Genomic DNA, 25,570 nt, shown 5'->3' with positions numbered 1-25,570 from the left:
GAGTATCAGAGTGTTGCAATTCCCGCCATTTAAGGAGGAGCTATGTCGTCAACCCTACGAGAGACCTGCAAGGAAACGCTACAGGTCGATAATAAAACCTACCACTACTACAGCTTAGCGCTGGCCGCAAACACCCTTGGCGATATCGCTCGCCTGCCTAAATCCCTTAAAGTTTTGCTGGAAAACCTGCTGCGCTGGCAGGATGGCGACTCGGTCACCGCCGACGACATCCACGCGCTGGCGGGCTGGCTTAAAAATGCCCACGCGGACCGGGAAATTGCCTATCGCCCCGCGCGCGTACTGATGCAGGACTTTACCGGCGTGCCGGCGGTGGTGGATCTCGCCGCCATGCGTGAGGCGGTGAAGCGTCTGGGCGGCGATACCCGTAAGGTAAACCCGCTGTCGCCGGTCGATCTGGTGATTGACCACTCGGTGACGGTGGACCGTTTTGGCGACGATGACGCCTTCGAGGAAAACGTGCGCATTGAAATGGCGCGCAACCACGAACGTTACACCTTCCTGCGCTGGGGTCAGCAGGCGTTTAGCCGCTTCCGCGTAGTGCCGCCGGGCACCGGGATCTGCCACCAGGTGAACCTTGAGTACCTGGGGCGGGCGGTGTGGAGCGAACTGCAGGGCAACGAATGGGTGGCCTACCCGGATACGCTGGTCGGCACCGACTCCCATACCACGATGATTAACGGCCTGGGCGTGCTCGGCTGGGGCGTCGGCGGTATCGAAGCGGAAGCGGCGATGCTCGGGCAGCCGGTCTCAATGCTGATCCCCGATGTGGTGGGCTTCAAGCTGACCGGCAAGCTGCGTGAAGGCATTACCGCCACCGACCTCGTGCTTACCGTCACCCAGATGCTGCGCAAGCTCGGCGTCGTCGGCAAATTTGTTGAATTTTATGGCGATGGCCTGGACTCGCTGCCGCTGGCCGACCGCGCCACCATCGCCAATATGGCTCCGGAATACGGCGCCACCTGCGGTTTCTTCCCGATTGATGACGTCACGCTCTCCTATATGCGTCTGAGCGGGCGCAGCGACCAGCAGGTAGCGCTGGTGGAAGCCTACGCCAAAGCGCAGGGCATGTGGCGACAGACCGGTGATGAACCGGTATTCAGCGAGACGCTGGCGCTGGATATGGGCGATGTGGAAGCGAGCCTTGCCGGGCCGAAACGCCCGCAGGACCGCGTGGCGCTGGGTAACGTGCCGCAGGCCTTTAACGCCACCACCGAGCTGGAAGTCAACGCGGCGGGCAACCTCAAACCCGCCGTTCCCTTTATCCTTGAGGGTAAACAGTACACTCTGCCGGAAGGGGCTGTGGCGATTGCCGCGATTACCTCGTGTACCAACACTTCGAACCCGAGCGTGCTGATGGCCGCTGGGCTGCTGGCGAAAAATGCCGTCGCTCGCGGGCTGAAGCCCAAGCCGTGGGTGAAAGCATCGCTGGCGCCGGGCTCTAAAGTAGTCTCCGAATACCTGGATCATGCCGGACTGACCCCGTACCTCGACCAGCTAGGCTTTAACCTGGTGGGCTATGGTTGTACCACCTGTATTGGTAACTCGGGCCCGCTGCCGGAGCCGATCGAAAGCGCGATTAAGCAGGGCGATCTGACCGTAGGCGCGGTGTTGTCCGGTAACCGTAACTTTGAAGGGCGTATTCATCCGCTGGTGAAAACCAACTGGCTGGCCTCGCCGCCGCTGGTGGTGGCCTACGCGCTGGCGGGCAATATGAAGGTGGATCTCACTCAGGAGCCGCTGGGCGAAGATAGCCTGGGTCAACCGGTATACCTGAAGGATATCTGGCCGAGCAGCGCTGACATTGCGCGGGCGGTGCAGCAGGTCTCAACCGATATGTTCCACAAAGAGTACGCCGAAGTCTTCGCCGGCACGCCGGAGTGGAAAGCGATTGCCGTTCCGGCCTCGGACACCTATGGCTGGCAGGAAGATTCAACCTACATTCGGCTGTCACCGTTCTTTGATGAGATGGGCGTAACGCCAGAACCGGTTGCGGACATTCACGGCGCGCGCGTGCTGGCGATGCTTGGCGATTCGGTCACCACCGACCATATCTCGCCGGCGGGCAGCATCAAGGTGGATAGCCCCGCCGGGCGCTATCTGCAGGAGAATGGCGTGGCCGCCCGTGACTTCAACTCCTACGGTTCCCGTCGCGGTAACCATCTGGTGATGATGCGCGGCACCTTCGCCAACATCCGCATCCGCAACGAAATGGTGCCCGGCGTGGAAGGGGGCATGACGCGCCTGCTGCCGGGGACTGAGGTGATGTCTATCTACGACGCCGCGATGCGCTATCAGGCGCTGGGTACGCCGCTGGCAGTAATTGCCGGTAAAGAGTACGGCTCGGGCTCCAGCCGCGACTGGGCGGCGAAAGGCCCGCGCCTGCTGGGCGTTCGGGTAGTGATTGCCGAGTCGTTCGAGCGTATTCACCGTTCCAACCTGATCGGCATGGGCATTCTGCCGCTGGAGTTCCCGCAGGGTGAAAGCCGTAAAACGCTGCAGCTCACCGGGGAGGAGCGGATTGATATTGCCGGGCTACAGCAGCTGAAGCCGGGGGCGACAATTCCGGTCATGCTGACCCGCGCGGATGGTCAGCAGCTCACCGTACTGTGCCGTTGCCGCATTGATACCGCGACCGAGTTAACCTATTACCAGAACGACGGCATTCTGCATTACGTGATTCGCAATATGCTCGGTTAAAAAAACGGGGCCGATGGCTGGCCCCAAAACAGACGATTGCAAAAGAAAACGCGAATGTGGCGTGTTGAACAGAAGCACAGCGATAGCGCCGCCCGGCGCTATCGCGAAACGGATTATTTGAAGGTGTACACCACCCCCATACGCAGACGGAACTGGCGTTCGGTGGACTTCGACGAGCGGCCAATGTCGCCAAAGGTCACGTATGGCTTCCACTCTTTTTTATCCCCTAGCGAATAGTCGAACTGCCATTCCTGCTCGTAGTCGTAGTGCTTGTTACCCCACAAAATTTCATCGCCGTGTTTATAGATAAATTTGTAGGTCGTCGAGAAACGGTCCCAGGTGTAGCGCAAATAAATATCGCCACGGTTGACCGTACGATGTTTGTTGGTACTACAGGATTTATCGCCGTTATAGCCGCAGTCGGGATCGTTAGCATAATCCGTCATCTCGAAACGGTACATCCCGCCGATGGCCCAATTTTCATTAAAGGTATACCAGGGAACGAAACCAAATTTCCATTCGGTGCGCTCGTTATTAAACTCCGGCTGTATTAACGGCGAGATTTTAAAGTTGTCGAAGATAAATGCCCGTGACAAGGTCAGTTCCACGGCATTAATTACCGGGTCGGCATACATTTTGTCCTTGGTGTCGTTGCTGCCGGTTTTGTATTTTGTTTCTATCGCAAAGTTAAAATTGTGTGGCAGTGCCGCCGACATATTTAACTTGTCATAGTGCGTACGGTCGCGCGTCCTGTACTCGTGCCGGTAGTCCAGGCTGAGTGAGCGGATGGGTGAGGTATATTCTTCAGCCAGGAGCGCATGGCTGGTTAACAAGACGCATCCTGCTAAAAAGTATTTACCGGGTAACATAGATATTTTTCCTCTTATTATCTGAATGATGCATTTAGTCATGCATTTTCTTTGCGCGTGTGACAGACACCAGGTTTATTAATGGCATGATTAACTACCTGCGCTGAATAATCGCAGGTAGTTAATCATTCGTTACCCCAGCAAACCTTTATAAAAATACCAACCGCAACGCTATTTTTGTCGGGAATGCAAAGAATAATATCTAAGGTGTTAAGAATGTGAGCATTGCTTAAATAATTAATGAGAACGCTGCAACCTTAACGATTACGTCATTTCATTAAGCACTTTGTCTTTATTTCAAAGGTTATTGCCGGAGTGCACAGGCATGCTGGTAGTAGCTCCTGCCGGGATGAGCCGCAGGAGAAAACTAACCCGACAACTCCTGACATTGAGGGCACTATGGCAAAGGGTGATGTCACACCGCTGATTTTTACTACTGAAACCGACCCCGTTACCGGCGTACGCGTGATGCGTTTAACCCCGCGGGATCGTATTTTTCATCGCAATTATTTTTATCAGAAGTGTTTTTTGCAGGGAGGAACGCGGCTGCTGATTGGCGGCGTTGAGCAGGGTAACTGGAACTACTGGATGCTGGATCTTGCGCAAAGCACGCTGCGCCAGCTCACGGAAGGAGCGGGTGACAACAGCTTTGACGGCTTTATCACCGATGATGACAGCGCGCTGATCTTTATGCGCCACAACCGGCAAATTGTCCGCGTGGAGCTGGATACTCTACAAGAGCAGGTGCTGTACGAACTGCCTGCCCGGTGGGTCAGCACCAGCGCCTGGGCGCCCGACAGCACGGGGCGCAAAATGATCGGCATGTCGCTGCCGGCGGAATCCTACCTGCCGCTGAACGACTGGGACGATTTCCAGCGGCAGTATCATATGAACCCGACCACCCGCTGTGAAGTGATCGACCTGGCTTCCGGCTGCAGCGAGCAACTGTTTGAAGAGCCGCGCTGGTTAGGGCATCCCGGTTTTCGCCCCGGCGACACCGACACCATCATGTACTGCCATGAAGGGCCGCACGATGTGATCCGCAATCGTATCTGGCTGCATCAGCGTCAGACCGGCGTCTCGACGCCGGTCAGCCAGCGGGAGGATGAAACCTTTACCCACGAGTTCTGGGTGCCGGACGGTTCGCACCTCATTTTTGTCTCCCTGCACAAAGAGACGCACCGGCGTCATATCTGCCAGACGCGGGCGGGCAGTACGCAAAGTGAAAAGGTGATGGAAATGCCCGCCTGTTCGCACCTGATGAGTAATTTCGATGGCTCTCTGCTGGTGGGCGACGGCTGCGGTACGCCGGTGGATCTCACCGACGAGGGCGGCTATGCGGCGCTGACCGATCCCTGGCTCTATTTGTTCGAACCCGGCGCGAAGCGCACGCGGCGTATCGCCCGCCACGATACGTCCTGGCGGGTGATCGACGGCCAGTGTCAGGCAAGCCATCCGCATCCGTCGTTTAGCCCGGATCTGCGCCACGTACTCTACACCTCTGACCGCGACGGATTACCCGCCGTTTACCTGGCGGATGTCTCCGCGCTGCTGACAGGATCTTCACAATGAAAAGAATCGCACTCTCTCTGCTGCTGGCCAGCAGCAGTATCCTCTGCGTGACGCCCGCGCTGGCGGACGATAGCGATACGGTCACGCTGCGCGTTGCGTGGTGGGGCGCGAATTCGCGTCACCAGAATACGCTGAAAACCATCCGCGCCTTCGAACAGCAGCATCCCAATATTAAGGTGAAGGCCGAGTATACCGGCTGGGATGGCTTCGTCTCGCGCCTGTCCACCCAGATCGCGGGCAAAAACGAACCGGACGTCATGCAGCTCGACTGGAGCTGGATCCAGGTGTTCTCACGGTCCGGCGACGGCTTTTACGACCTTAACAAACTCAGCAAAGAAGTGGGGCTGGAAAACTACGCCGGCAAGCTGGGCACGGTGACGGTGAATGGCAAAGTTCAGGGGCTGCCGGTGTCGCTGGTGGCGCCGATTCTCTACTACAACACCGAAACCTGGAAAAAGGTCGGCCTTGCCTATCCCAAAACCTGGGATGAGCTGTACGCCGCCGGCAAGGTGTTTAAGGAGAAGCTTGGCGATAACGCCTATCCGGCGATCGTTACCACCTCGATGGAGCTGATTAACTCGTGGATGGTGCAGAAGTACAACCAGCCGATGCTCAACGAAAAAGGAGAGTTCACCTACAGCGAAGCGCAGTGGCTGGAGTTTGTGCAGGTGTATCAGAAGCTGGTGGCCGAGCACGTGCTGCCAAGCCAGAAGTACATCCAGTCGTTTGGCAAAGCGCAGCCGTTTGAAATGAAACCGTGGATCAACGGCGAATTCGGCGGTTCAAACCTGATGAGTTCGGCGGTCGCCAAGTATGAAGACACCCTGGCCCCGCCGGCAAAACTGGAAGTCGGGCCGTATCCGCTGCTGCCGGGGGCCAAGGATGCCGGGCTGTTTATCAAACCGTCGATGATTTTCGCCATCAGCCGCAACACACAGCACCCGAAAGAGGCCGCGATGCTGATGGACTACATGTTTAACCAGCCGGAAGGCGTCGCGCTGATGGGGCTGGAGCGGGGCTTCCCGGTCAGCAAAGCGGCGGCGGACTACGTTCTGAAAAGCAATATGGCGCAGCCGAGCGACCCGGTGATTACCGGCCTGAAGCTGGTGGAGAGCATGCCCTCGGACAACGTCTTCGTCTCGCCGTACTTTAAGAACCCGGAGATTGAGCAGTACTGGCTGGATCTCACCCAGCGGCTCGACTACGGCAAAATCAGCGCCGCCGATGCGGCGAAAGAGTTCGAACGCACCGCGAAGCGCGCGCTGCGTAAACATGCACCGACCAAATAAGAGGGCTATATGGAGAGAGCACAACTGCAGTTCAGCGCGGAACAAACGGTGCAGATGACCGAAAAGCTAATCGATGCGCTGGTGAATATTCGCGATGAAAACGGCGCATTTCTGATGACCCTGGCAGACGGACGCGTTGTCGATACCAAAGGCTGGGGCGGCTGGGAATGGACCCACGGCATTGGGCTGTATGGCCTGTGGCAGTACTGGCAGCAGACGCGTAACCCGCGCTGGCTGGCGATCATCGAGCAGTGGTTTAGCGACCGTTTTCGCGAAGGCACGCCGACCAAAAACGTCAACACTATGGCGCCGATGCTGACGCTGGCGGCGCTGTATGAAGAGACCGGGCATACGCCGTGGCGGCGCTATATCGATATCTGGGCCAACTGGGTGATGTACGACATGCCGCGCACCGAGCTGGGCGGCCTGCAGCATATGACCTTCAATTTCCCCCATCATCAGCAGCTGTGGGACGATACGCTGATGATGAGCGTGATGCCGCTGGCGAAGGCCGGGGTGGTGCTAAACCGCCCGCAGTGGGTAGAGGAGGCTAAGCGCCAGTTCCTGCTGCATTCCCAGTATCTGTGCGATGCGCCGACCGGGCTGTGGTATCACGGCTGGAACTTTGAGGGCCGCCACCACTATGCCAATGCGCTGTGGGGGCGCGGCAACAGCTGGGTAACGGTGGCCATTCCCGACTTTATCGAGATGCTCGACCTGCCGGAGGGCGACCCGGTACGCGAGTTTTTGCTCGGCCAGCTGGCGCGGCAGGTGGCGGCGCTGGCGCAGCGCCAGGATAGCGAAAGCGGGCTGTGGCACACGCTGCTGGATGACCCGACGTCGTATCTGGAGTCGTCGGCGTCGGCGGGTTTTGCCTACGGCATCCTGAAGGCGGTACGCAAGCGCTATATCGATAAGCGTTTCCTCGCGACGGGAATAGCGGCGGCGGAAGGGGTGATGCGGCAGATTACCCCGCAGGGCGAGCTGGCGAACGTGTCGTTCGGTACCGGGATGGGCAAAGATCTGGACTACTATCGCCAGATCGAACGCACCATCATGCCGTACGGCCAGGCGATGGCGATACTGGCGCTGATCGAGTATCAGAATCTGTTTATCTGAACCGGGAAACCGCGCTCTGTGCTATGACTGGAGCGCGGTACGATGGCTGATCAGCGGGAACAGGCCATATTTACGCACCGTACGCGGCGGCATGCCAAAGAAGAGTTTAAAGCGATGAGAAAAGTAGTTGCTGTCGTTAAAGCCGCACAGATAGGCAATATCGGTAATCGACTGCTCGGACGTGACCAGTAAATTCATCGCATGGCACAGCCGCACGTGGGTAATATAATCGTTAGGCGTCAGGGCGGTAATGGATTGTACTTTACGCTCCAGCATCCGCTTCTGAATATTAAATTTTTGCGCCAGGTAATCGATGCTTAATTCATCATTTGCATAATTATGATGTAAATAATTCAGTAAATAGATGATTGAGTCTTCCCTGGTGTCGCTATTGACGGCCTGCCCGATATGGCCTCGCTGGAGAAATATGGCCAGTTGGGTAAATAAGGTTTCCAGCATCAGCGTACGGTGAGACAAATTATGGGTTAATTCTTCATTTAACAGGTTGGTATAAAATGCGCTATGTACAATCGTCTGGTGCGTCGCCATAAATTGTTTTTCTGGCGCAAAGTCGGCAAGTAAATTCAGCAGGGACTCGGGGAGAAACTCTGGCCGGATCAGGATATTGAGCAGGGAAAGTTTCTCTACCTTCTCAAAATAGTGCTCTTCATGCGGTGCCACCACAAACACCGAGCCGCGGCTGATAGGCCATGAAATGCCGTCAATCACGTGCATTCCGCTGCCGGAAGAGACGCAGACCATTTCGTAAAAATCATGGGCGTGCAGCGGACAGATGTCCTGGTCAGCGATGTGCTTGATCATCAATGACGCATTATCCGGTGAATAGGTTGCGTGCCGACGTAGTGCCATGGCAATAGCCTTCGTGGAAGTTGAGATTATTTCTCGACTATAGGATTTTATTACAAAGAAATGAAATGTTTTTTCATTAATTTGCGAGAGTTCACAGCTAATTTTTATTAGCTAATATTAAATGTGATAAAGATCACTGCCTCATCCATCGCGACAATGCGCGATACAGTACGTCTTTATTATATTAGAGGAATCTATGAACGAGAATAAGTTATTAGGTCTGGCATGGATATCACCCTACATAATAGGGTTGCTGGTATTTACCGCGTTCCCCTTTATCTCATCGTTTTTATTAAGTTTTACGCAATATGATTTGATGAGCCCGCCGCAATTTACCGGCATTGAAAACTACCGCTATATGCTGACGGAAGACTCACTGTTCTGGAAGTCGATGGCGGTGACCTTTGTCTACGTTTTTTTGACCATTCCGGTGAAGCTGGCGTTTGCGCTCGGTATTGCCTTCGTCCTCAATTTTAAGCTGCGCGGCATCGGTTTTTTCCGCACCGCGTACTACATCCCGTCAATTCTCGGCAGTTCAGTGGCCATCGCGGTGCTGTGGCGGGCGCTGTTTGCCATCGACGGGTTGTTTAACAGCATGCTGGCGGTGATTGGCATCGATCCAATTAACTGGCTCGGCGAACCGTCGCTGGCGCTGATTTCGGTCACGCTGCTGCGCGTCTGGCAGTTTGGTTCGGCGATGGTCATCTTCCTTGCGGCGCTGCAAAACGTGCCGCAGTCGCAGTATGAAGCGGCGATGATCGACGGCGCGACGAAGTGGCAGATGTTTCTCAAAGTGACGGTGCCGCTGATTACGCCGGTGATTTTCTTCAACTTTATTATGCAGACCAGCGGGACCTTCCAGGAATTTACCGGCCCGTACGTCATCACCGGCGGCGGCCCAACTTACTATACCTATCTGTTCTCGCTCTATATCTACGATACCGCCTTTAAATACTTTGATATGGGTTACGGCGCAGCGCTGGCATGGGTGCTGTTCCTGGTGGTGGCCGTGTTTGCCGCCATCGCCTTTAAGTCGTCGAAATACTGGGTGTTTTACTCTGCCGATAAGGGAGGCAAAAATGGCTGAGCTGCAATCCGTGCTCTCTACCAAAGAGGAAGCCGCGCGCGAAGTGGCCCGTACGCTGCGCCGCGAAAAGGTCAGCCGTACCGTGCGCTACATCATTCTGCTGGTGGTGGGGCTGCTGATGCTGTACCCGCTGGCGTGGATGTTCTCGGCGTCGTTCAAACCGAACCACGAAATCTTCACCACGCTGAACCTGTGGCCATCGCACGCCACCTGGGACGGCTTTATCAACGGCTGGAAAACCGGCACCGAGTACAACTTTGGTCATTACATGATCAACACCTTTAAATATGTGATCCCAAAGGTGATCCTGACCATTATCTCGTCGACCATCGTGGCGTACGGCTTTGCGCGTTTTGAAATCCCGTGGAAGAAGTTCTGGTTCGGTACGCTGATTGCCACCATGCTGCTGCCGAGCACCGTGCTGCTGATCCCGCAGTATCTGATGTTCCGTGAAATGGGCATGCTGAACAGCTATCTGCCGCTGTACCTGCCGACCGCTTTCGCCACCCAGGGCTTCTTCGTCTTTATGCTGATTCAGTTCCTGCGCGGCGTGCCGCGCGACATGGAAGAGGCGGCGCAGATCGACGGCTGCAACTCGTGGCAGGTGCTGTGGTACGTGGTGGTGCCGATTCTGAAACCGGCGATTATCTCGGTGGCGCTGTTCCAGTTTATGTGGTCGATGAACGACTTTATCGGCCCGCTGATCTACGTCTACAGCGTCGATAAATACCCGATCGCCCTGGCGCTCAAAATGTCCATCGACGTCACCGAAGGGGCGCCGTGGAACGAAATTCTGGCAATGGCGAGCATCTCCATTCTGCCCTCCATCATCGTGTTCTTCCTGGCGCAGCGCTACTTCGTCCAGGGCGTGTCCAGCAGCGGAATTAAAGGCTAAGAGGAAATATCATGGCTGAAGTGATTTTTAACAAACTGGAAAAGGTGTACTCCAACGGCTTCAAAGCGGTGCATGGTATCGACCTGACGATTGCCGAAGGTGAATTTATGGTGATTGTCGGCCCATCCGGCTGCGCCAAATCCACCACTCTGCGGATGCTGGCCGGGCTGGAAACCATCAGCGGCGGCGAAGTGCGCATCGGTGAGAAGATCGTTAACAACCTCGCGCCGAAGGAGCGCGGGATTGCGATGGTGTTCCAGAACTACGCGCTATACCCGCATATGACGGTGCGTGAGAATCTGGCGTTTGGCCTGAAGCTGAGCAAAATGCCGAAAGATCAGATCGACGCCCAGGTGAACGAAGCGGCGAAAATCCTCGAGCTGGAAGAGCTGCTGGACCGTCTGCCACGTCAGCTCTCCGGCGGCCAGGCGCAGCGTGTGGCGGTAGGGCGCGCGATTGTCAAAAAGCCGGACGTGTTCCTGTTCGATGAGCCGCTCTCCAACCTCGACGCCAAACTGCGCGCCTCAATGCGTATCCGTATTTCCGATCTGCACAAGCAGCTGAAGAAATCCGGCAAACCGGCGACCACCGTCTACGTCACCCACGACCAGACTGAAGCGATGACCATGGGCGACCGTATCTGCGTGATGAAGCTCGGCCACATTATGCAGGTGGATACCCCGGACAACCTCTATCACTACCCGAAAAATATGTTTGTCGGCGGGTTTATCGGCGCGCCGGAAATGAACATCAAACCGGCGAAAATCGTGAAAAAAGAGGACGGCCTGCATATCACCGTCGGCCACGACACGCTGTCGTTGAGCGCCCAGCAGCAAACCAAGGTTGCTGACTATGCCGACAAAGAGGTCTTTTTCGGGATTCGCCCGGAGTATGTCACCGTCTCAACCCAGCCGTTTGCTCAGAGCTGCGGGCGAGGGACGCTGATCCGCGCGGAAAATATGGGCCACGAATTCTTCCTCTACCTGCAGGTGGGCGAGTTCGAAATGACGGCGCGTATGCCATCGGACGACGCCAGAGAGATCCTCGACGCGGGTATCAATAGCCAGGTCTGGTTCCGCTTTGATATGGAGAAGTGTCACATCTTTGATGCGCAGAGCGAGCAGAATATCTCGCTGTAGGGCAGGAAACGGTCGCCGCCTGGCGGCGACCAGCCTATTACTTATTGAGCAGATGCCCCATCTTCGCCGCTTTGGTGTCGAGATAGTGGGCATTTTTGGGGTTACGCCCCACGATCAGCGGCACGCGTTCCACGATGTTGATGCCCGCTTCGGTCAGGATCTCGACCTTTTTCGGGTTGTTGGTCAGCAGACGCACCGCGTCTACGCCCAGCAGCTTGAACATGTCGGCGCACAGGGTAAAGTCACGCTCATCGGCGGCAAAACCCAGCTGGTGGTTAGCTTCTACGGTGTCGTAGCCCTGATCCTGTAACGCGTAGGCGCGAATTTTATTCAGCAGGCCGATGTTGCGACCTTCCTGGCGATGGTACAGCAGGATCCCACGGCCTTCTTCCGCAATGTGCGACAGCGCGGCCTCAAGCTGGAAACCGCAATCACAGCGCAGGCTAAACAGCGCGTCGCCGGTCAAACATTCTGAGTGTACTCGCGACAGCACCGGCGTTTGCCCGGTAATATCACCAAAAACCAGCGCGACGTGATCGTGCCCGGTTGCCAGTTCTTCAAAGCCCACCATCAGGAAATCGCCCCAGGGGGTTGGCAGTTTGGCTTCTGCCACACGTTTAAGCTGCATGTGATTCTCCAGATTATGTCGGCGCCAATGACGCCTTCTGTTTTCCTTATTTTGCCACAACGTGCTTTACTTCACCTAATGGTGCGCAGACAAGTGTCCGTAAAGCGCACAAAATTAAACATTTGGGGTTATAACGCTGTGATATTGATGAAAAAAGGAACAGAAATCCGCGCCATTCCTGGACGAACGTTTATTGGAGCCCTCTTACTTTTATTGATGCCGATGGCCGTATGGATTTCAGGCTGGCAGTGGCTTCCCGGACCTAGCGCCTGGTGGCTTAAAGCGCTGTACGCGGTGACCGAAACCGTCACTCAACCGTGGGGAATTATCACCCATCTGCTGCTGTGCGCGCTGTTTATTGCCATACTCAGGCCGGGCGTGCGCCAGGCGCTAGCGCTGGCGCTGATCCTCAGCGCCGCCGTACTGCTGGGGCAGGGGGCGAAATCGTGGGTCAAAGGCGTGGTACAGGAACCGCGGCCGTTTGTTATCTGGCTTGAAAAAACGCAGCAGATTCCGGTCGAGCAGTTCTACACTTTAAAGCGTAAGGAGCGTTCGGCGCTGGTGAAAGAACAGCTGGAACAACAAAATGATATCCCGGGCTTTTTACGTCATCACTGGCAAAAAGAGACCGGCTACGCGTTTCCGTCCGGCCACACTATGTTTGCCGCCACCTGGGCGCTGCTGGCGGTAGGGCTGCTGTGGCCTCGCCGCCGCATCATCACGATAGCGGCGATCATGGTCTGGGCGTCTGCGGTCATGGGTAGCCGTCTGCTGTTGGGTATGCACTGGCCGCTGGATCTGATGGTGGCGACCAGCATGTCGTGGCTGCTGGCCACACTTGCGACCCTGCTGGCCGGAAAATTCTGCGGGCCGCTGGAAAAAGAAACAGAAAAACAGGGCGCGACACGCTGAAAAGGGGAAAAGGGTTGATTTCCAGCATGCTAACCCACAGATCTAAGGCTTGCGGAACGCTTTTCCATTTCGTCGTCGCGGTGAAGATGTTATTTTATAAGGCTGGGTGCTGTGTGATCACTGCAAAAGCCGCATAACGGGAAGTAATGTGAAATACCTACTTATTTTTTTATTGGTGTTAGCGATTTTCGTCATCTCAGTGACGCTGGGTGCGCAAAACGATCAGCTTGTGACCTTTAACTACTTGCTGGCACAGGGTGAATTCCGAATTTCAACGCTGCTGGCGGTACTGTTTGCCGTCGGCTTTGCGATCGGCTGGCTGGTCTGCGGCCTGTTCTGGCTGCGCGTGCGCGTATCGCTGCTGCGCGCCGAACGTAAAATTAAACGTCTGGAACATCAGCTTGCCCCTGAGACCGCCACGACGGTAGCGCCGGTACAGCCGGCGATGAAGGAATAATTCTCTATGCTGGAGTTGTTGTTTCTGCTTTTGCCCGTCGCCGCCGCCTACGGCTGGTATATGGGCCGCAGAAGTGCGCAACAGTCCAAACAGGACGAAGCGAGCCGTCTGTCACGTGATTACGTGGCAGGGGTGAACTTTCTTTTAAGCAACCAGCAGGATAAAGCGGTTGACCTGTTCCTCGATATGCTCAAAGAGGACACCGGCACCGTGGAAGCGCACCTGACGCTGGGCAACCTGTTCCGTTCACGCGGCGAGGTTGACCGCGCTATCCGCATTCACCAGACGCTGATGGAAAGCGCCTCTCTCACCTACGACCAGCGCCTGCTGGCGGTACAGCAGCTTGGCCGCGACTATATGGCCGCCGGGCTGTACGATCGTGCCGAAGATATGTTCAACCAACTGGTGGACGAAACCGATTTTCGCATCAGCGCGCTGCAGCAGCTGCTGCAAATCTATCAGGCCACCAGCGACTGGCAGAAGGCTATTGATACCGCCGAGCGCCTGGTGAAGCTGGGTAAAGATAAACACCGCGGCGAGATCGCCCATTTCTGGTGCGAACTGGCGCTCCAGCAGATGGGTAACGACGAGCTGGATAAAGCCATGTCGCTGCTCAAACGCGGCGCGGCGGCGGATCCGTCCAGCGCGCGCGTCTCCATCATGATGGGGCGCGCGGGGATGGCAAAAGGCGACTATGCCAAAGCCATGGACAGCCTGCTGCGGGTGATTGACCAGGATAAAGAGCTGGTCAGCGAAACGCTCGAAATGCTGCAAACCTGCTATCAGCAGCTTGGCAAAGACAAAGAGTGGGAGCACTTCCTGCAACGCTGCGTGGAAGAAAACACCGGCGCGACGGCGGAGCTGATGCTGGCGCAGGTGGTCGAGCAGAGCAAAGGCGGCGACGCGGCGCAAACGTATGTCACCCGCCAGCTCCAGCGCCACCCGACGATGCGCGTTTTCCACAAGCTGATGGACTACCACCTCAACGAGGCGGAAGAAGGGCGCGCAAAAGAGAGCCTGATGGTGCTGCGCGATATGGTTGGCGAGCAGGTGCGCAGCAAGCCGCGCTACCGCTGCCAGAAGTGCGGCTTTACCGCCTACACGCTGTACTGGCACTGTCCGTCCTGCCGCGCGTGGTCCACCATCAAACCGATTCGCGGGCTTGACGGGCAATAGTTTCTAAAAAAACGACCCACTTAGTTACAACATACTTTAATTTCCCCACCGTAGCCGCCTCCGCCATTGTGCCTGCTGGGTCACGCAGGTAGAATGCTGCCCGTTTACCTTTTCTGCACCGCGCGTGCTCACCAACAAGAAGGTCCAGTCATGTCCGTTGCTTCATCTTCTTCTCGTGTTACCACATCCTCTCCCGTTGTTGTCGCCCTCGACTATGATAATCGCGATAAGGCGCTGGCCTTCGTTGACCGTATCGACCCGCGCGACTGCCGCCTTAAGGTCGGCAAAGAGATGTTCACGCTGTTTGGCCCACAGTTGGTACGTGATTTACAGCAGCGCGGCTTTGATATCTTCCTGGACCTCAAGTTTCACGATATTCCGAACACCACCGCCCATGCGGTTGCGGCTGCCGCCGACCTCGGAGTATGGATGGTGAACGTGCACGCGTCCGGCGGCGCGCGGATGATGACCGCAGCCCGTGAAGCGCTGGCACCCTTCGGTAATGACGCGCCGCTGCTGATTGCGGTCACCGTGCTGACCAGCATGGAATCCAGCGATTTGCAGGATCTGGGTATCAGCCTGGCACCGGCGGACTACGCGGCGAAGCTGGCGGCCTTGACCAAAAACTGCGGTCTGGACGGCGTGGTCTGCTCGGCGCAGGAAGCGGTGCGCTTCAAGCAGGAGCTGGGCCAGGCGTTCAAGCTGGTCACCCCGGGGATCCGCCCTGCGGGCAGCGCGGCGGGCGATCAGCGCCGCATCATGACGCCGGAACAGGCGCTGGCGGCGGGCGTAGACTATATGGTCATCGGCCGTCCGGTCACCCAGTCTGCCGACCCGGCGCAGACCCTGCGCGACATTAACGCATCGTTAAATCTGGGGGCATGATGAGCGACAGCAACAGCCGTCTGGTTTACTCCACCGAAACCGGGCGTATTGACGAACCCAAAGCCGTTGCTGAGCGCCCGAAGGGCGACGGCATCGTGCGCATTCAGCGTCAGACCAGCGGGCGTAAAGGGAAGGGCGTATGCCTGATTACCGGTATCGACCTCGACGATGACGCGCTGGCTAAGCTGGCGGCCGAGCTAAAGAAAAAGTGCGGCTGCGGCGGTTCGCTGAAAGACGGCGTGATTGAAATTCAGGGCGATAAACGCGACCTGTTAAAAACGCTGCTGGAAGCAAAAGGCATGAAGGTGAAGCTAGCGGGCGGCTAAATCTGCGTAGCCCTGAAGTCGGGTTAGGTACTTAAATGAAAAGGGCCCCGATAATTCCCGGAGCCCTATAATCTTTCGAAATCAGCTTATTTGCCAACCTGGTGACCGATAATCCCACCTACCGCCGCGCCGCCCAGCGTGCCCAGCGTGCTGCCGTCAGTTAACACGGCACCGCCGAGAGCACCCGCACCGGCACCGATCGCGGTGTTACGGTCGCGCTTAGACCAGTTAGAACATGCGCTCAGCGACATGACCAGCGTTACTGCTACCATCGCGGCAGCCATTTTTTTGCTCATTGAAGTCATTTTGTTTCTCCTGAATATTCTATCCACGGAAGAGCACCTTCAGTATAGCCGTTGCCAGCGGTTTCTCCCGTGAAGCTTGTTGCGCAGGTTGTAAGTTTTGTTGCTAAAAGTCACGCAAGTGATAGTTACTTCCTGTTATATCGCTAACATTAATTTTACGATTTTGTGATGTCGCTGACAGGTAAAAAGTCTTAAATCCGGGGTCGGAAAACTCTCATAGCGAGGCGGGGAAGAAACCCGATGCGCTGTGGCATCGGGTGGGGCAATCAGGGGCGTTGTACGATATTGACGGTCAAACCCGCTTGTTCAAGCTGAAGCTGCTTTTCCATGGACAGGTTATCGTCGGTGATCACCCGGTTGAACTGGCTCATCGGCCCCAGCGCATACGGATGAATGGCGCCGAATTTCGAGCTGTCCGTCAGCACAATCGCTTCGCTGCCTTTCTCCAGCACCGCGTTCACTATATCGGCGCGCATCATATCACGGCCGGTAAAGCCGGTTTCCGGCTGCCAGCCGTCGATACCGATAAATGCTTTACTGAAGTGCACCTGCTGAATGTACTGGCGCGTCAGCGGCCCAACCATGCTCTCGCTCTTCTTTTGATAGATACCGCCAAGCAGGATCACCTCTCCCGGCGTCTCTTTCAGCAGATGTGCGATGTAGCTGCTGACGGTAATAATAGTAATGTCCGGCTGCGTTGCCAGCGCGCGTGCCAGCAGGGCATTGCTGCTGCCGTTTTCGATAAATACCGTTTCACCCGGCTGCACCAGCGAAGCGGCAAACTCGGCCAGCTCGCGCTTGAGGGCGAAGTTGTTCATCATGCGCGTTTCAACGTCTTCACTGTCCAACGGCACCGCGAAACCGTGGGTACGACGCAGATAGCTCTGCTTCTCCAGCAGATTGAGATCCTGGCGAATCGTCACTTCCGAAACGCCGGTCATTTTCGCCAGATCGGCGACGCTCATGCGGCCTTTATCGATAACCAGTTGTAAAATTGTTTGCTGTCGGGCATTCATAATAAATCGATCAATTTCTCTACGCGTAGGGCGGCAGTCAGGCTGAATGCCGCCGTTGGCTGGGCAAAGGGCGTCAGATTTCCCACGGGGATTTTGGCTGACCTGTTCTGCTATCGCGTTCGTCCGCGGCGTAAGCCAGCAGTTCCGCTTTTAATATTTCCAGATTATTGATGGCGGAGTGGGTATCGCCGCCGACCAGAATATCCAATACGGTATCAATACGTTGGGCTACCTGACGCGCATCGAGCTCGGACATGGTGGGATCCTGTTGATAAATTCGATTGAAATCAATGATGCTAAATTTACAGACAAAAGAGAAGTGAAAAAAAGGCTTACCTTATAACCCCTGACGCGCTTGCAGCCAGCGCTCCAGCTCAGCGGCGGGCATTGGCCGGGCAAAATAGTATCCCTGCCGCTCGTCAACGCCGTTTTGCCTTAAGAAAGCGTCATCGTCCGCATCCTCCACCCCTTCGGCAATGATGCGCAGATTCAGCGCTCGAGCCACGGCGATAATCGCCAGCGCCAGCGATTGTGAAACCGACTGAAGGTGGACATGATGCACAAAACTATGGTCCAGCTTGATGGTATCGATCGGAAAACGCGCCAGCTGCGATAGCGACGAGTAGCCGGTGCCAAAATCGTCGAGGTGAATCTGCGCCCCTAATGAACGAAACTGCTGAATGACCTCCAGCGCCTGGTCGGCGTTATCAATCAGGCAGCTTTCGGTCAGCTCAATATCGATCGGGCATTCATCGAAATGCTCAGCCTTCAACGCCTGCTTGAGATCGCTGAAAATGGATTGATCGACCAGCTGACGCGCCGACACGTTGACCGCCACGCGCAGATGAATACCGCGATCGCGCCACTGCGCCAGCTGGCGGATGGCCTCAAGCATCACCCAACGCCCCAGCGGCACAATCAGCCCCGACTCTTCGGCGTAAGAGATAAAGTCTAACGGCGGAATCAGCCCGCGCTCCGGCGAGTTCCAGCGCACCAGCGCCTCTACGCTCTGAATTTCGCCGTTTAACGCCACCTTAGGTTGATAATGGATCACTAATTGATCGGTTTGCAGCGCCTTACGCAGGTTAGTGTCCAGCCACAGGTACTCAAACACGCGCTGATTCATTTCGGGAGAAAAGACGCTGAAGCGCCCGCGGCCTTTCTCTTTGGCGGTATACATTGCGGTGTCGGCGTTGCGAATCAGGCTTTCCCGGTCTTCGCCGTGCTGCGGGGCGAGGGAAATACCGAGCGAGCAGCCGCTGTAGACCTCAATCAGGCCGATACGAAACGGGTCGCGCAGGCGGGTCAGCACCCGCGACGCCATCGCTTCTAAGGCGCTCTGGGAGGTCTCCACCGCCAGGACGATAAACTCATCGCCGCCGAGTCGTGCCAGGGTCTGCCCGTCTTCCAGGCAGCTTAAAATCGACAGCGCGACGGACTGCAACAGCTGGTCGCCAAAAAGGTGACCGTAGGCGTCATTCACCTTCTTAAAGTTATCCAGGTCGAAATAGACCAGCCCAACCTGCTCGTGGTCCTTGCGGTTATCCATGGCGCGGCCAATCAGCTCATTAATCGCGTGACGGTTTGGCAGGCCGGTGATGGTGTCGGTATTCGCCAGCAGCCGCAGCCGCTCCTGGGCTTTGCGTTCTTCGGTAATATCGGTTCCGGAGCAAATCAGGTAGATCTCATTTTTGCCGCTACCGCTGTGCACGAAGCGGTTGCGAAATAAAAACAGGCGCGAGCCTTTGCGCGTTTTGATCCAGCGTTCCACTTCATACGGCCCGCCGTTGGTGAAAAAACGGCTGACGTTCTCGCGCGCAGCCGCCGCTTCCGGGGCCGACATAAACAGCTCGAACGCCGTTTTGCCAATGACGTCCTGCTCTTTGAAGCCGGTATACTCCTCGCACAGGCGGTTGAAACGCTGAATTTTGCCTTCTCTGTCGAGAATCACGATCACCGCGTTAGCTTCCGATACCACCTGTTCGGCGAACAGCAGACCCTGTAACAGGTCGCGCGCAACGGAGGAGGTGTCAAACCACGAGGAGGCGGTGCCGGCCCATTCGGTGCCGCTGACCTTACGGCCTATCAGATGGATGGGAACATCGTAGCCGTTAAGCTGAATATTGATGGCGATACTGGAGGTGGTGACGGACATTGCCCGAATGCGGCTGGCGTTTTCGTCACTCAGCGGAACGGCAAGATCGGCATTGGCATCGGGATCCGCCCCCAGCAGCAGCGTCGGCTCTGCGCGCGACAAGCGCCAGTAAAGGCTGGTTTCGCTGGAGTTTGGGCCGAGCAGATTTTGTGCCAGAGACTTCACCATATCTTCCTCGCGTACACCTGCGTGCGGATGCCATGGTATTCAGTGTGAACGTTTTTGGGCGATTTCGCTGAGAAAAAAAGAGAGCAGGTTGGCAAAACATTAAAAAATAATAACGAGGTATGAAGATTATTTATCCGGCAGGATGTTTTAAATAAGTGATATGAATGCATTTTGTTATTAATTGTCTTTTGAAAATTGTATTGTTTGTATAAATGGTTTTATGCTCTTTAATATAATATTGTAAAATCACGTTATACTACTACGAATAACTGATATTCACTTTACTTGCAGTGAAGTTGTAGATATAAACCTGTATTGATTAATGATGAAATGCCACCGAATAACTTCTGGAACAACGAAATGAAAAAAAAGGTTATCCTTGTTTTTGGGATGATGCTCCTTGTGGGCTGTAGCGCAAAATACAATGCTGCCGAAGTCACGAAAAACACCGAACAGCTGATTAAAAATAAAAAAGTACTTATCGCTCAACCGGAAAATGGTACCTATGACGCGAAGGTATACAGCCAGTCTGGGTCCATGACCGCAATGGCTGTACGAACGGCATTTTCTCGCTATACGGATGATGCTGCGGTTATCTCGACATGTGCTACGCAAGAATGCCTGCAGAACAGTCAGCAAATGAAAGACGGCTATTATGTTATTCCGCAAATTTTACATTGGGAAGATAGGGCAACTGAATGGTCGGGTCTTCCAGATAAAATAGAAGTAAAGATTACGGTGTACAACGCGCAAAGCAATAATGTGATTGCTTCCACAATACTAAACGGGAGCAGTAAATGGCTAACCTTTGGTGGCGACCATCCACAAGATCTATTACCGCAGCCCATCAATGAATATGTAGCGAGTTTGTATTAAAGATATTCGCTCGAATGCAGAGAATAAAAAAACGGCCCCGAAGGGGCCGTTTCAGCAGATTACGCGGCCGGGCGGGCAATCACGCTGCGCGTCTCCATGCGCACTTCCGCAATGGTGACATCAATCACGTCGGTGACTTTATAGGCCACTTCGCCTTTGATTTGCACGGTGCCGCTTTCCTGGCTGCAAACCAGCTCGTCGCGTACGGCGTGCAGGAACGGGGCCGGAATAAAGGCCACCGCGCCGTTATCGACCAGACGTACGCGCATACCGCCGCGGCTTACGTCAATAATCTCGGCGGCGAAGCGCGTATCGTTACCCGCCATCGGGCTGAGGTAGCGCGCATATAGCCAGTCCGCGACGTCGCGTTCCGCCATACGGTTCAGACGGCGGCGTTCGGCCATCTGTACGGTGATGTCATCCTGCGGACGTGAAGCGCTTTCACCTTTGATCACCGCCTTCAGCAGACGATGGTTGATCATATCGCCGTACTTACGAATCGGCGAAGTCCAGGTGGCGTACGCTTCGAGGCCTAAACCAAAGTGCGGGCCAGGCTCGGTGCTGATTTCAGCGAACGACTGGAAGCGGCGAATGCGGCTGTCGAGGAAGCCTGACGGCTGTGCGTCCAGCTCGCGGCGCAGCTTGCAGAAGCCTTCCAGCGTCAGCACTTCCACCGGGTCGACGTGCACGTCGTGGGTTTTCAGCAGCGCGGCCAGCGCTTCGGTGTTGTCCGGCGCGAAACCGGTGTGGACGTTGTAAACGCCGAAACCGAGCTTGTCGCGCAGCACGCGCGCCGCGCAGATGTTAGCCGCAATCATTGACTCCTCAACGATGCGGTTGGCAATACGACGCGGCTCGGCGACGATATCCAGCACTTCGCCTTTCTCGCCCAGCACGAAGCGGTAGTCCGGACGGTCTTTGAACACCAGCGCGTGGGTTTGACGCCACTCGCTGCGCACCTGACAGACGCGTTGCAGCAGGGTAATCTGGCGCGCAATGGCTTCGCTCTGCGGCTGCCAGCTGCCGGTATTCTCCAGCCAGTTGGACACGTCGTCGTACACCAGTTTGGCTTTCGACTCGATGTTAGCGGCAAAGAACTCAATGTTGTCTTCAATGGTGCCATCGGCGGCCAGCGTCATGCGGCAGGCCAGCACCGGACGCACCACTTCTGCGCGCAGGGAGCACAGGTCGTCAGACAGCTCGCGCGGCAGCATCGGGATGTTAAAGCCCGGCAGGTAGTTGGTGAACGCACGAATTTTGGCGGCGTTGTCCAGCTTGCTGCCTTCGACGATCCAGGCGGTTGGGTCGGCGATAGCGACGGTCAGCAGCAGCTTGCCGTCGGCGGCTTCCTCCACAAACAGCGCATCATCCATATCTTCGGTGCTGGCGCTGTCGATGGTGACGAAGTCCAGCGCGGTCAGGTCGCGGCGCTCAAGCCCTTCGTCCTGCATTTCGGTGGCAACACCGTTCGGCGCTTCTTTTTCCAGGTTATGACGGGCGAGGGTTACCCACCACGGCACAAAGTGGTCGTCACCAAAGGTAATGAATTGGGTCAGTTCAGCGTAGAAGCTGCGATCGCCTTTCAGCGGATGACGGCGCATTTCAGCAACGGCCCAGTCACCCTGTTTAAAATCGTGCGTCACGCCACGTTCGGCGCGGCAAGGAATCGCGTCTTTCAGCAGCGGATGGTCAGGTACGATAGACAGGCGGTCGTCCTTGCGATGCACCTTACCCACAAAGCGGGTCAGGAACGGCTCGACCAGTTCTTCCGGCTCGGCGCTCTCTTTTTCTTTTTCAGAGTGGATCACCGCAATAATACGGTCGCCGTGCATCACTTTTTTCATCTGCGGCGGCGGAATAAAGTAGCTTTTCTGTCCGTCGACTTCGAGGAAACCGAAACCTTTTTCCGTGGCTTTGACGACCCCTTCCGCGCGTGGCGTTTGGGAATGGAGTTGCTGTTTTAGCTGCGCAAGCAGCGGGTTGTCCTGAAGCATATTGATCTATTTTCGTGGCCAAAAGAGCGGCTGACATTGTGACGCGAATCACCGGGTTGCAGCAAGCGCTGTTTCACCCTTTTACGTAACTTGTTGTGCGCTGCCCAGCGCGATGCGTAGCCTGTTTAACCAGCCGCTGAAGGCGGTCCAGGCAAGCAGCGCGATGGCATCTGGCGTGGACACCCCGTGATCGATAAGCGGACTCATCTGCGCGGCGCTAAAGCGGTCTGGCGCGCGGGTCAGCAGCTGTGCGGCCTGGGCGAGCGCCCGTTCGCAGGGGTAGTGGTGGCTCCACGCCAGAATCGCCCGTTCGCCGTTGCGTACCGCCTCCGGCAGGCCGCTGGCGCCTTGCCATAATCCGCTGTTGTAGTTGAAACAGCTGACGCTGCCGTTGATGCGCGCCGGAATCAGCGCCGACAGCGGCAGCAGCGGGTGCGTAAACGTCAGCGCATTGAGCAGTTCACCCAATCCTGCCAGCAGCGTCTCCTCATGGGCCAGCACCGGGGCCAGCGCGTGAAGCTCCGCCAGATTCTGCCAGCGGGAGAGCGCCTCGCCCTGCGGCGTATTGGCCTGATGCGCTTCAATGACCTCCAGATCGGTATGCCACCGCGTGCTATCGCTGGTGAAGCGGTCGGGGTCAGCGTCTTCCTGGACCGGCATACCGGGGATCCAGCGAACCGGGAAGCCCATGTGCGCCTGGAAGAGGGCAATAATTCGCGCCTGGAAGCCGACGAAACCGACAATCTGATTAATCAGAATAATGTCATGCAGCGTCATTCCCACGTCGTCCAGCTGCTGGCGCGCGCGGGGGGTGATGATCGACGGCGAGCTGGCGAGCTGGCGGGCATATTCGGTAATTTGCGCCAGCCGACGGTTGCTCTCGCGCGACGAGTCCGGCCCCGGCAGCGGCGCCAGCCGTGCGGCATAGTGATTGCACAGGCGCTGAACGCCGCAGACCTGGGCGACGGTTAGCGCGGTGCTCAGGCGATCGTAGTCGCTGAAGGTGCGCAGCCGATTAACGGAGACGGCGTCGGGGAACAGTTGATTAGCCAGCGTGCGGGCAGCGCTCAGCCAGCGTTGATTAGCGCTTAGCAGCGCGTCAGGCAGGGCGAGGTCCAGTAAAAAACGGTCGTCAACGTGCGCGGCTTCGGGAACCAGCGGCATCACGTCGCTGTGTTGGGTTCTCGACTGGGTTTCGTGATACCAGTGGTTTTTGCCGGAAACGCGGCGTGGCTCCATGGGTGTTCCTTGATCTGAAGGTGGCGACCGGCCGCGTCGAAGGAGATGTTGCCGGATCGTTATGGATAAATATCCTGGCGCATGCGTGACGAGGGAGAAAATATTGTTCGGCGATAATTAATAACTGACTGGAATAACAGAGGCGGGAGGGGGGCTGTAGGCCGGATAAGGCGTTTACGCCGCCATCCGGCAATGTGCGCCAATTTACCTGATGGCGCTGCGCTTATCAGGCCTACAGTCGAGGCTACAGATCCAGCTCGTTCATGGCGGCAATGCTGAAGCCGCCGTCAACGTGCAGCACTTCACCGGAAACGCCGGCGGCGAGGTTTGAGCACAGAAACGCGGCGGAGTTACCGACATCTTCAATGGCGACGGTGCGGCGAATCGGCGTTACCGCTTCGCAATGGGCGAGCATTTTTCGGAAATCCTTGATGCCGGAGGCGGCCAGCGTACGAATCGGGCCCGCTGAGATGGCATTGACGCGAACGCCTTCCGGCCCCATGGCGTTAGCCATATAGCGGACGTTCGCTTCCAGCGACGCTTTCGCCAGCCCCATGACGTTGTAGTTGGGGATCGCGCGCTCGGCGCCGAGGTAGGACAGCGTCAGCAGCGCGGAGCCGGGCTTCAGCATCTCACGGCAGGCTTTCGCCATCGCCACGAAGCTGTAGGAGCTGATGTCGTGGGCGATTTTAAAACCGTCACGGGTGACCGCGTTGACGTAGTCGCCGTCAAGCTGGTCGGCGGGCGCAAAGCCAATCGAGTGGACGAAACCGTCGAACGTTGGCCATGCTTTTACCAGCTCGCTGAACAGCGCTTCAATGCTCTCGTCTTCCGCCACGTCGCACGGCAGCACAATCTGCGAGTCCAGCGAGGCGGCGAAATCTTCAACGCGGCCTTTCAGTTTGTCGTTCTGATAGGTGAACGCCAGCTCGGCCCCTTCGCGGTGCATCGCCTGAGCAATGCCGTAGGCGATGGACAGTTTGCTGGCGACGCCGGTAATCAGGATACGTTTGCCGGAAAGAAAACCCATAGCGTAATCCTCCTTCTCTTAAGGGTGACGGCGGCGATTAGCGGTCTTTGCGCCAGGCGTCGGCGGTGAGCGCCTCGCCAAAGTGACCGGCAATCAACCGTTTGGTTAAATCGTGCAGCGGGGAGGCCAGCACGTCGGCGGTGCTGCCGCGCTCGACCACTTCCCCCTGATGCATTACCAGCACCTGATCGCTGATGTGCTTCATCATCCCCAGATGCTGGGTCACATAGATGTACGAGATGCCCTGTTTCTCCTGCAGTTCCAGCATCAGGTTCACCAGCTGCGAACGCATCGACATATCCAGCGAGGCCAGCGCTTCGTCGCAGATGATCACCTTCGGGCGCAGGATGAGCGCGCGCGCCAGCCCCAGACGCTGTTTCTGCCCCGGGGCCAGCATGTGCGGATAGTAGCTGACGTGGTCCGGCAGCAGGCCGACCAGACGCAGGGTATCGATAATCTGCTTACGTCGGGCCTCGGGTTCGAGATCGGTATTCAGGCGCAGCGGGAAATCGAGGATCTGCGAAATACGCTGACGCGGGTTCAGCGAGGTGCTCGGATCCTGGAAAATCATGCGGATGCGCTGGCTGCGGAATGAGTAGTCGCCGAATTCCAGTGGATGGTCATCAATCAGCAGCTCGCCGGTGGTTGGTTCGACCATCCCCGCCAGCATTTTCGCCAGCGTGGACTTGCCGGACCCGTTCTCGCCGATAATCGCCAGCGTTTGCTTCTCGCGCAGGGTAAAGCTCAGCGGCTTCACCGCCTGTAGGGTCTGGCGATGGAACCAGCCGGTACGGTAGCGGAAGGTTTTACTGAGGTTGCGCACTTCAAGCAGCGTTTCGACCATG

At 56.6% G+C, this 25,570-nt stretch carries 24 protein-coding genes; 13 read left to right on the top strand and 11 right to left on the bottom strand.

From position 1 onward, the window contains the following. Positions 1–42: 42 nt before the first annotated feature. Positions 43–2,718, top strand: a complete 2,676-nt coding sequence (gene acnA / locus ACK5JN_RS02125; protein ID WP_416868635.1) for an aconitate hydratase AcnA — start codon at positions 43–45, stop codon at positions 2,716–2,718. Positions 2,719–2,831: 113 nt separating this feature from the next. On the opposite strand, the gene ACK5JN_RS02120 is transcribed toward acnA, so the two are convergent. Further along, on the bottom strand, positions 2,832–3,551 hold the full coding sequence (locus ACK5JN_RS02120; protein WP_416868634.1) for an oligogalacturonate-specific porin KdgM family protein: 720 nt from the start codon (positions 3,549–3,551) through the stop codon (positions 2,832–2,834). Between the two features lie 435 nt (positions 3,552–3,986). Between ACK5JN_RS02120 and ACK5JN_RS02115 the strand changes: the two genes are divergently transcribed. The 3 genes from ACK5JN_RS02115 to ACK5JN_RS02105 are packed head-to-tail and all read left to right on the top strand — an operon-like array spanning position 3,987 to position 7,567. After that, a complete protein-coding gene (locus ACK5JN_RS02115) occupies positions 3,987–5,159 on the top strand; it encodes an oligogalacturonate lyase family protein (RefSeq protein WP_416868633.1) in 1,173 nt (390 codons plus the stop codon). Beyond that, positions 5,156–6,448 carry an ABC transporter substrate-binding protein gene (locus ACK5JN_RS02110; protein WP_416868632.1) on the top strand — a complete coding sequence of 431 codons (1,293 nt, stop codon included), beginning with the start codon at positions 5,156–5,158 and terminating at the stop codon, positions 6,446–6,448. Before ACK5JN_RS02115 ends, ACK5JN_RS02110 begins: the two co-directional genes overlap by 4 nt. 9 nt (positions 6,449–6,457) lie before the next feature. Next, complete coding sequence (locus tag ACK5JN_RS02105) at positions 6,458–7,567, top strand: glycoside hydrolase family 88/105 protein (protein ID WP_416868631.1); 1,110 nt, start codon at positions 6,458–6,460, stop codon at positions 7,565–7,567. A 21-nt stretch (positions 7,568–7,588) separates the two neighbouring features. Here the strand turns inward: ACK5JN_RS02105 and ACK5JN_RS02100 are convergent, their stop codons facing one another. Beyond that, positions 7,589–8,437: a helix-turn-helix domain-containing protein gene (locus ACK5JN_RS02100; RefSeq protein ID WP_416868630.1), complete on the bottom strand. Its 849-nt coding sequence runs from the start codon at positions 8,435–8,437 to the stop codon at positions 7,589–7,591. A gap of 196 nt (positions 8,438–8,633) precedes the next feature. On the opposite strand from ACK5JN_RS02100, the gene ACK5JN_RS02095 reads away from it, so the two are divergent. Genes ACK5JN_RS02095 through ACK5JN_RS02085 form a run of 3 tightly spaced genes read left to right on the top strand, consistent with a single transcriptional unit; the run spans position 8,634 to position 11,558 of the window. Next, the gene (locus ACK5JN_RS02095; RefSeq protein ID WP_416868629.1) at positions 8,634–9,524 is read left to right on the top strand and encodes a carbohydrate ABC transporter permease; all 891 of its coding nucleotides are present in this window, start codon (positions 8,634–8,636) and stop codon (positions 9,522–9,524) included. Continuing rightward, entirely contained in the window at positions 9,517–10,419 is a 903-nt protein-coding gene (locus ACK5JN_RS02090) for a carbohydrate ABC transporter permease (protein WP_416868628.1), read from the top strand. The genes ACK5JN_RS02095 and ACK5JN_RS02090 overlap by 8 nt, the downstream gene beginning before the upstream one ends. A gap of 11 nt (positions 10,420–10,430) precedes the next feature. Then, on the top strand, positions 10,431–11,558 hold the full coding sequence (locus tag ACK5JN_RS02085; protein WP_416868627.1) for an ABC transporter ATP-binding protein: 1,128 nt from the start codon (positions 10,431–10,433) through the stop codon (positions 11,556–11,558). 37 nt (positions 11,559–11,595) lie between these two features. On the opposite strand, the gene ribA is transcribed toward ACK5JN_RS02085, so the two are convergent. Next, positions 11,596–12,186, bottom strand: coding sequence for a GTP cyclohydrolase II (gene ribA / locus ACK5JN_RS02080; protein ID WP_185666043.1), 591 nt, complete (start codon positions 12,184–12,186; stop codon positions 11,596–11,598). 165 nt (positions 12,187–12,351) lie between these two features. Between ribA and pgpB the strand changes: the two genes are divergently transcribed. From pgpB to yciH, 5 genes are all read left to right on the top strand, one after another. Next, positions 12,352–13,098, top strand: coding sequence for a phosphatidylglycerophosphatase B (gene pgpB, locus ACK5JN_RS02075; protein ID WP_416868661.1), 747 nt, complete (start codon positions 12,352–12,354; stop codon positions 13,096–13,098). A 148-nt stretch (positions 13,099–13,246) separates the two neighbouring features. Continuing rightward, complete coding sequence (locus ACK5JN_RS02070; protein WP_416868626.1) at positions 13,247–13,555, top strand: LapA family protein; 309 nt, start codon at positions 13,247–13,249, stop codon at positions 13,553–13,555. A 6-nt stretch (positions 13,556–13,561) separates the two neighbouring features. Continuing rightward, positions 13,562–14,731 (top strand): lipopolysaccharide assembly protein LapB, encoded by a 1,170-nt coding sequence (lapB, locus tag ACK5JN_RS02065; protein ID WP_416868625.1) that lies wholly within the window; start codon positions 13,562–13,564, stop codon positions 14,729–14,731. A 150-nt stretch (positions 14,732–14,881) separates the two neighbouring features. Next, positions 14,882–15,616, top strand: a complete 735-nt coding sequence (pyrF, locus tag ACK5JN_RS02060) for an orotidine-5'-phosphate decarboxylase (protein WP_416868624.1) — start codon at positions 14,882–14,884, stop codon at positions 15,614–15,616. Then, a complete protein-coding gene (gene yciH, locus ACK5JN_RS02055; protein WP_416868660.1) occupies positions 15,616–15,942 on the top strand; it encodes a stress response translation initiation inhibitor YciH in 327 nt (108 codons plus the stop codon). The genes pyrF and yciH overlap by 1 nt, the downstream gene beginning before the upstream one ends. A gap of 86 nt (positions 15,943–16,028) precedes the next feature. Here yciH and osmB read toward each other — a convergent pair whose 3' ends face one another. The 4 genes from osmB to pdeR form a co-directional block, all read right to left on the bottom strand. After that, positions 16,029–16,247, bottom strand: coding sequence for an osmotically-inducible lipoprotein OsmB (gene osmB, locus ACK5JN_RS02050; protein ID WP_416868623.1), 219 nt, complete (start codon positions 16,245–16,247; stop codon positions 16,029–16,031). 266 nt (positions 16,248–16,513) lie between these two features. After that, complete coding sequence (locus ACK5JN_RS02045; protein ID WP_416868622.1) at positions 16,514–17,263, bottom strand: DNA-binding transcriptional regulator YciT; 750 nt, start codon at positions 17,261–17,263, stop codon at positions 16,514–16,516. 73 nt (positions 17,264–17,336) lie between these two features. Next, positions 17,337–17,519 (bottom strand): hypothetical protein, encoded by a 183-nt coding sequence (locus tag ACK5JN_RS02040; protein WP_035896315.1) that lies wholly within the window; start codon positions 17,517–17,519, stop codon positions 17,337–17,339. Positions 17,520–17,600: 81 nt separating this feature from the next. Further along, a complete protein-coding gene (gene pdeR / locus ACK5JN_RS02035; RefSeq protein WP_416868621.1) occupies positions 17,601–19,586 on the bottom strand; it encodes a cyclic di-GMP phosphodiesterase in 1,986 nt (661 codons plus the stop codon). 360 nt (positions 19,587–19,946) lie between these two features. On the opposite strand from pdeR, the gene ACK5JN_RS02030 reads away from it, so the two are divergent. After that, positions 19,947–20,462: a DUF4823 domain-containing protein gene (locus ACK5JN_RS02030; RefSeq protein WP_416868620.1), complete on the top strand. Its 516-nt coding sequence runs from the start codon at positions 19,947–19,949 to the stop codon at positions 20,460–20,462. A gap of 59 nt (positions 20,463–20,521) precedes the next feature. Here ACK5JN_RS02030 and ACK5JN_RS02025 read toward each other — a convergent pair whose 3' ends face one another. The 4 genes from ACK5JN_RS02025 to sapF form a co-directional block, all read right to left on the bottom strand. After that, complete coding sequence (locus ACK5JN_RS02025) at positions 20,522–22,456, bottom strand: exoribonuclease II (RefSeq protein ID WP_416868619.1); 1,935 nt, start codon at positions 22,454–22,456, stop codon at positions 20,522–20,524. Positions 22,457–22,537: 81 nt separating this feature from the next. Then, on the bottom strand, positions 22,538–23,695 hold the full coding sequence (locus ACK5JN_RS02020; protein WP_416868618.1) for a CMD domain-containing protein: 1,158 nt from the start codon (positions 23,693–23,695) through the stop codon (positions 22,538–22,540). A 244-nt stretch (positions 23,696–23,939) separates the two neighbouring features. Further along, positions 23,940–24,725 (bottom strand): enoyl-ACP reductase FabI, encoded by a 786-nt coding sequence (gene fabI, locus ACK5JN_RS02015; protein ID WP_416868617.1) that lies wholly within the window; start codon positions 24,723–24,725, stop codon positions 23,940–23,942. A 37-nt stretch (positions 24,726–24,762) separates the two neighbouring features. After that, on the bottom strand, positions 24,763–25,569 hold the full coding sequence (gene sapF, locus ACK5JN_RS02010) for a putrescine export ABC transporter ATP-binding protein SapF (protein WP_035896320.1): 807 nt from the start codon (positions 25,567–25,569) through the stop codon (positions 24,763–24,765). Position 25,570: the final 1 nt, after the last annotated feature.

This window comes from Kluyvera sp., from assembly GCF_047971185.1.
GTDB lineage: Bacteria > Pseudomonadota > Gammaproteobacteria > Enterobacterales > Enterobacteriaceae > Kluyvera.
The sequence above is the reverse complement of the archived record's forward strand: the minus strand, read 5'-3'. Positions and strand labels throughout refer to the sequence as shown.

Bases quoted from the DNA above. Each gene is read 5' to 3' on its own strand.
- ACK5JN_RS02020 (WP_416868618.1), bottom strand. From the start codon at position 23,695: ATGGAGCCACGCCGCGTTTCCGGCAAAAACCACTGGTATCACGAAACC.
- fabI (WP_416868617.1), bottom strand. From the start codon at position 24,725: ATGGGTTTTCTTTCCGGCAAACGTATCCTGATTACCGGCGTCGCCAGC.
- lapB (WP_416868625.1), top strand. From the start codon at position 13,562: ATGCTGGAGTTGTTGTTTCTGCTTTTGCCCGTCGCCGCCGCCTACGGC.
- pyrF (WP_416868624.1), top strand. From the start codon at position 14,882: ATGTCCGTTGCTTCATCTTCTTCTCGTGTTACCACATCCTCTCCCGTT.
- sapF (WP_035896320.1), bottom strand. From the start codon at position 25,569: ATGGTCGAAACGCTGCTTGAAGTGCGCAACCTCAGTAAAACCTTCCGC.
- ACK5JN_RS02025 (WP_416868619.1), bottom strand. From the start codon at position 22,456: ATGCTTCAGGACAACCCGCTGCTTGCGCAGCTAAAACAGCAACTCCAT.
- ACK5JN_RS02100 (WP_416868630.1), bottom strand. From the start codon at position 8,437: ATGGCACTACGTCGGCACGCAACCTATTCACCGGATAATGCGTCATTG.
- ACK5JN_RS02045 (WP_416868622.1), bottom strand. From the start codon at position 17,263: ATGAATGCCCGACAGCAAACAATTTTACAACTGGTTATCGATAAAGGC.
- ACK5JN_RS02090 (WP_416868628.1), top strand. From the start codon at position 9,517: ATGGCTGAGCTGCAATCCGTGCTCTCTACCAAAGAGGAAGCCGCGCGC.
- ACK5JN_RS02040 (WP_035896315.1), bottom strand. From the start codon at position 17,519: ATGTCCGAGCTCGATGCGCGTCAGGTAGCCCAACGTATTGATACCGTA.
- ACK5JN_RS02085 (WP_416868627.1), top strand. From the start codon at position 10,431: ATGGCTGAAGTGATTTTTAACAAACTGGAAAAGGTGTACTCCAACGGC.
- ACK5JN_RS02105 (WP_416868631.1), top strand. From the start codon at position 6,458: ATGGAGAGAGCACAACTGCAGTTCAGCGCGGAACAAACGGTGCAGATG.
- yciH (WP_416868660.1), top strand. From the start codon at position 15,616: ATGAGCGACAGCAACAGCCGTCTGGTTTACTCCACCGAAACCGGGCGT.
- ACK5JN_RS02030 (WP_416868620.1), top strand. From the start codon at position 19,947: ATGAAAAAAAAGGTTATCCTTGTTTTTGGGATGATGCTCCTTGTGGGC.
- pdeR (WP_416868621.1), bottom strand. From the start codon at position 19,586: ATGGTGAAGTCTCTGGCACAAAATCTGCTCGGCCCAAACTCCAGCGAA.
- osmB (WP_416868623.1), bottom strand. From the start codon at position 16,247: ATGACTTCAATGAGCAAAAAAATGGCTGCCGCGATGGTAGCAGTAACG.
- ACK5JN_RS02095 (WP_416868629.1), top strand. From the start codon at position 8,634: ATGAACGAGAATAAGTTATTAGGTCTGGCATGGATATCACCCTACATA.
- acnA (WP_416868635.1), top strand. From the start codon at position 43: ATGTCGTCAACCCTACGAGAGACCTGCAAGGAAACGCTACAGGTCGAT.
- ribA (WP_185666043.1), bottom strand. From the start codon at position 12,186: ATGCAGCTTAAACGTGTGGCAGAAGCCAAACTGCCAACCCCCTGGGGC.
- ACK5JN_RS02110 (WP_416868632.1), top strand. From the start codon at position 5,156: ATGAAAAGAATCGCACTCTCTCTGCTGCTGGCCAGCAGCAGTATCCTC.
- ACK5JN_RS02115 (WP_416868633.1), top strand. From the start codon at position 3,987: ATGGCAAAGGGTGATGTCACACCGCTGATTTTTACTACTGAAACCGAC.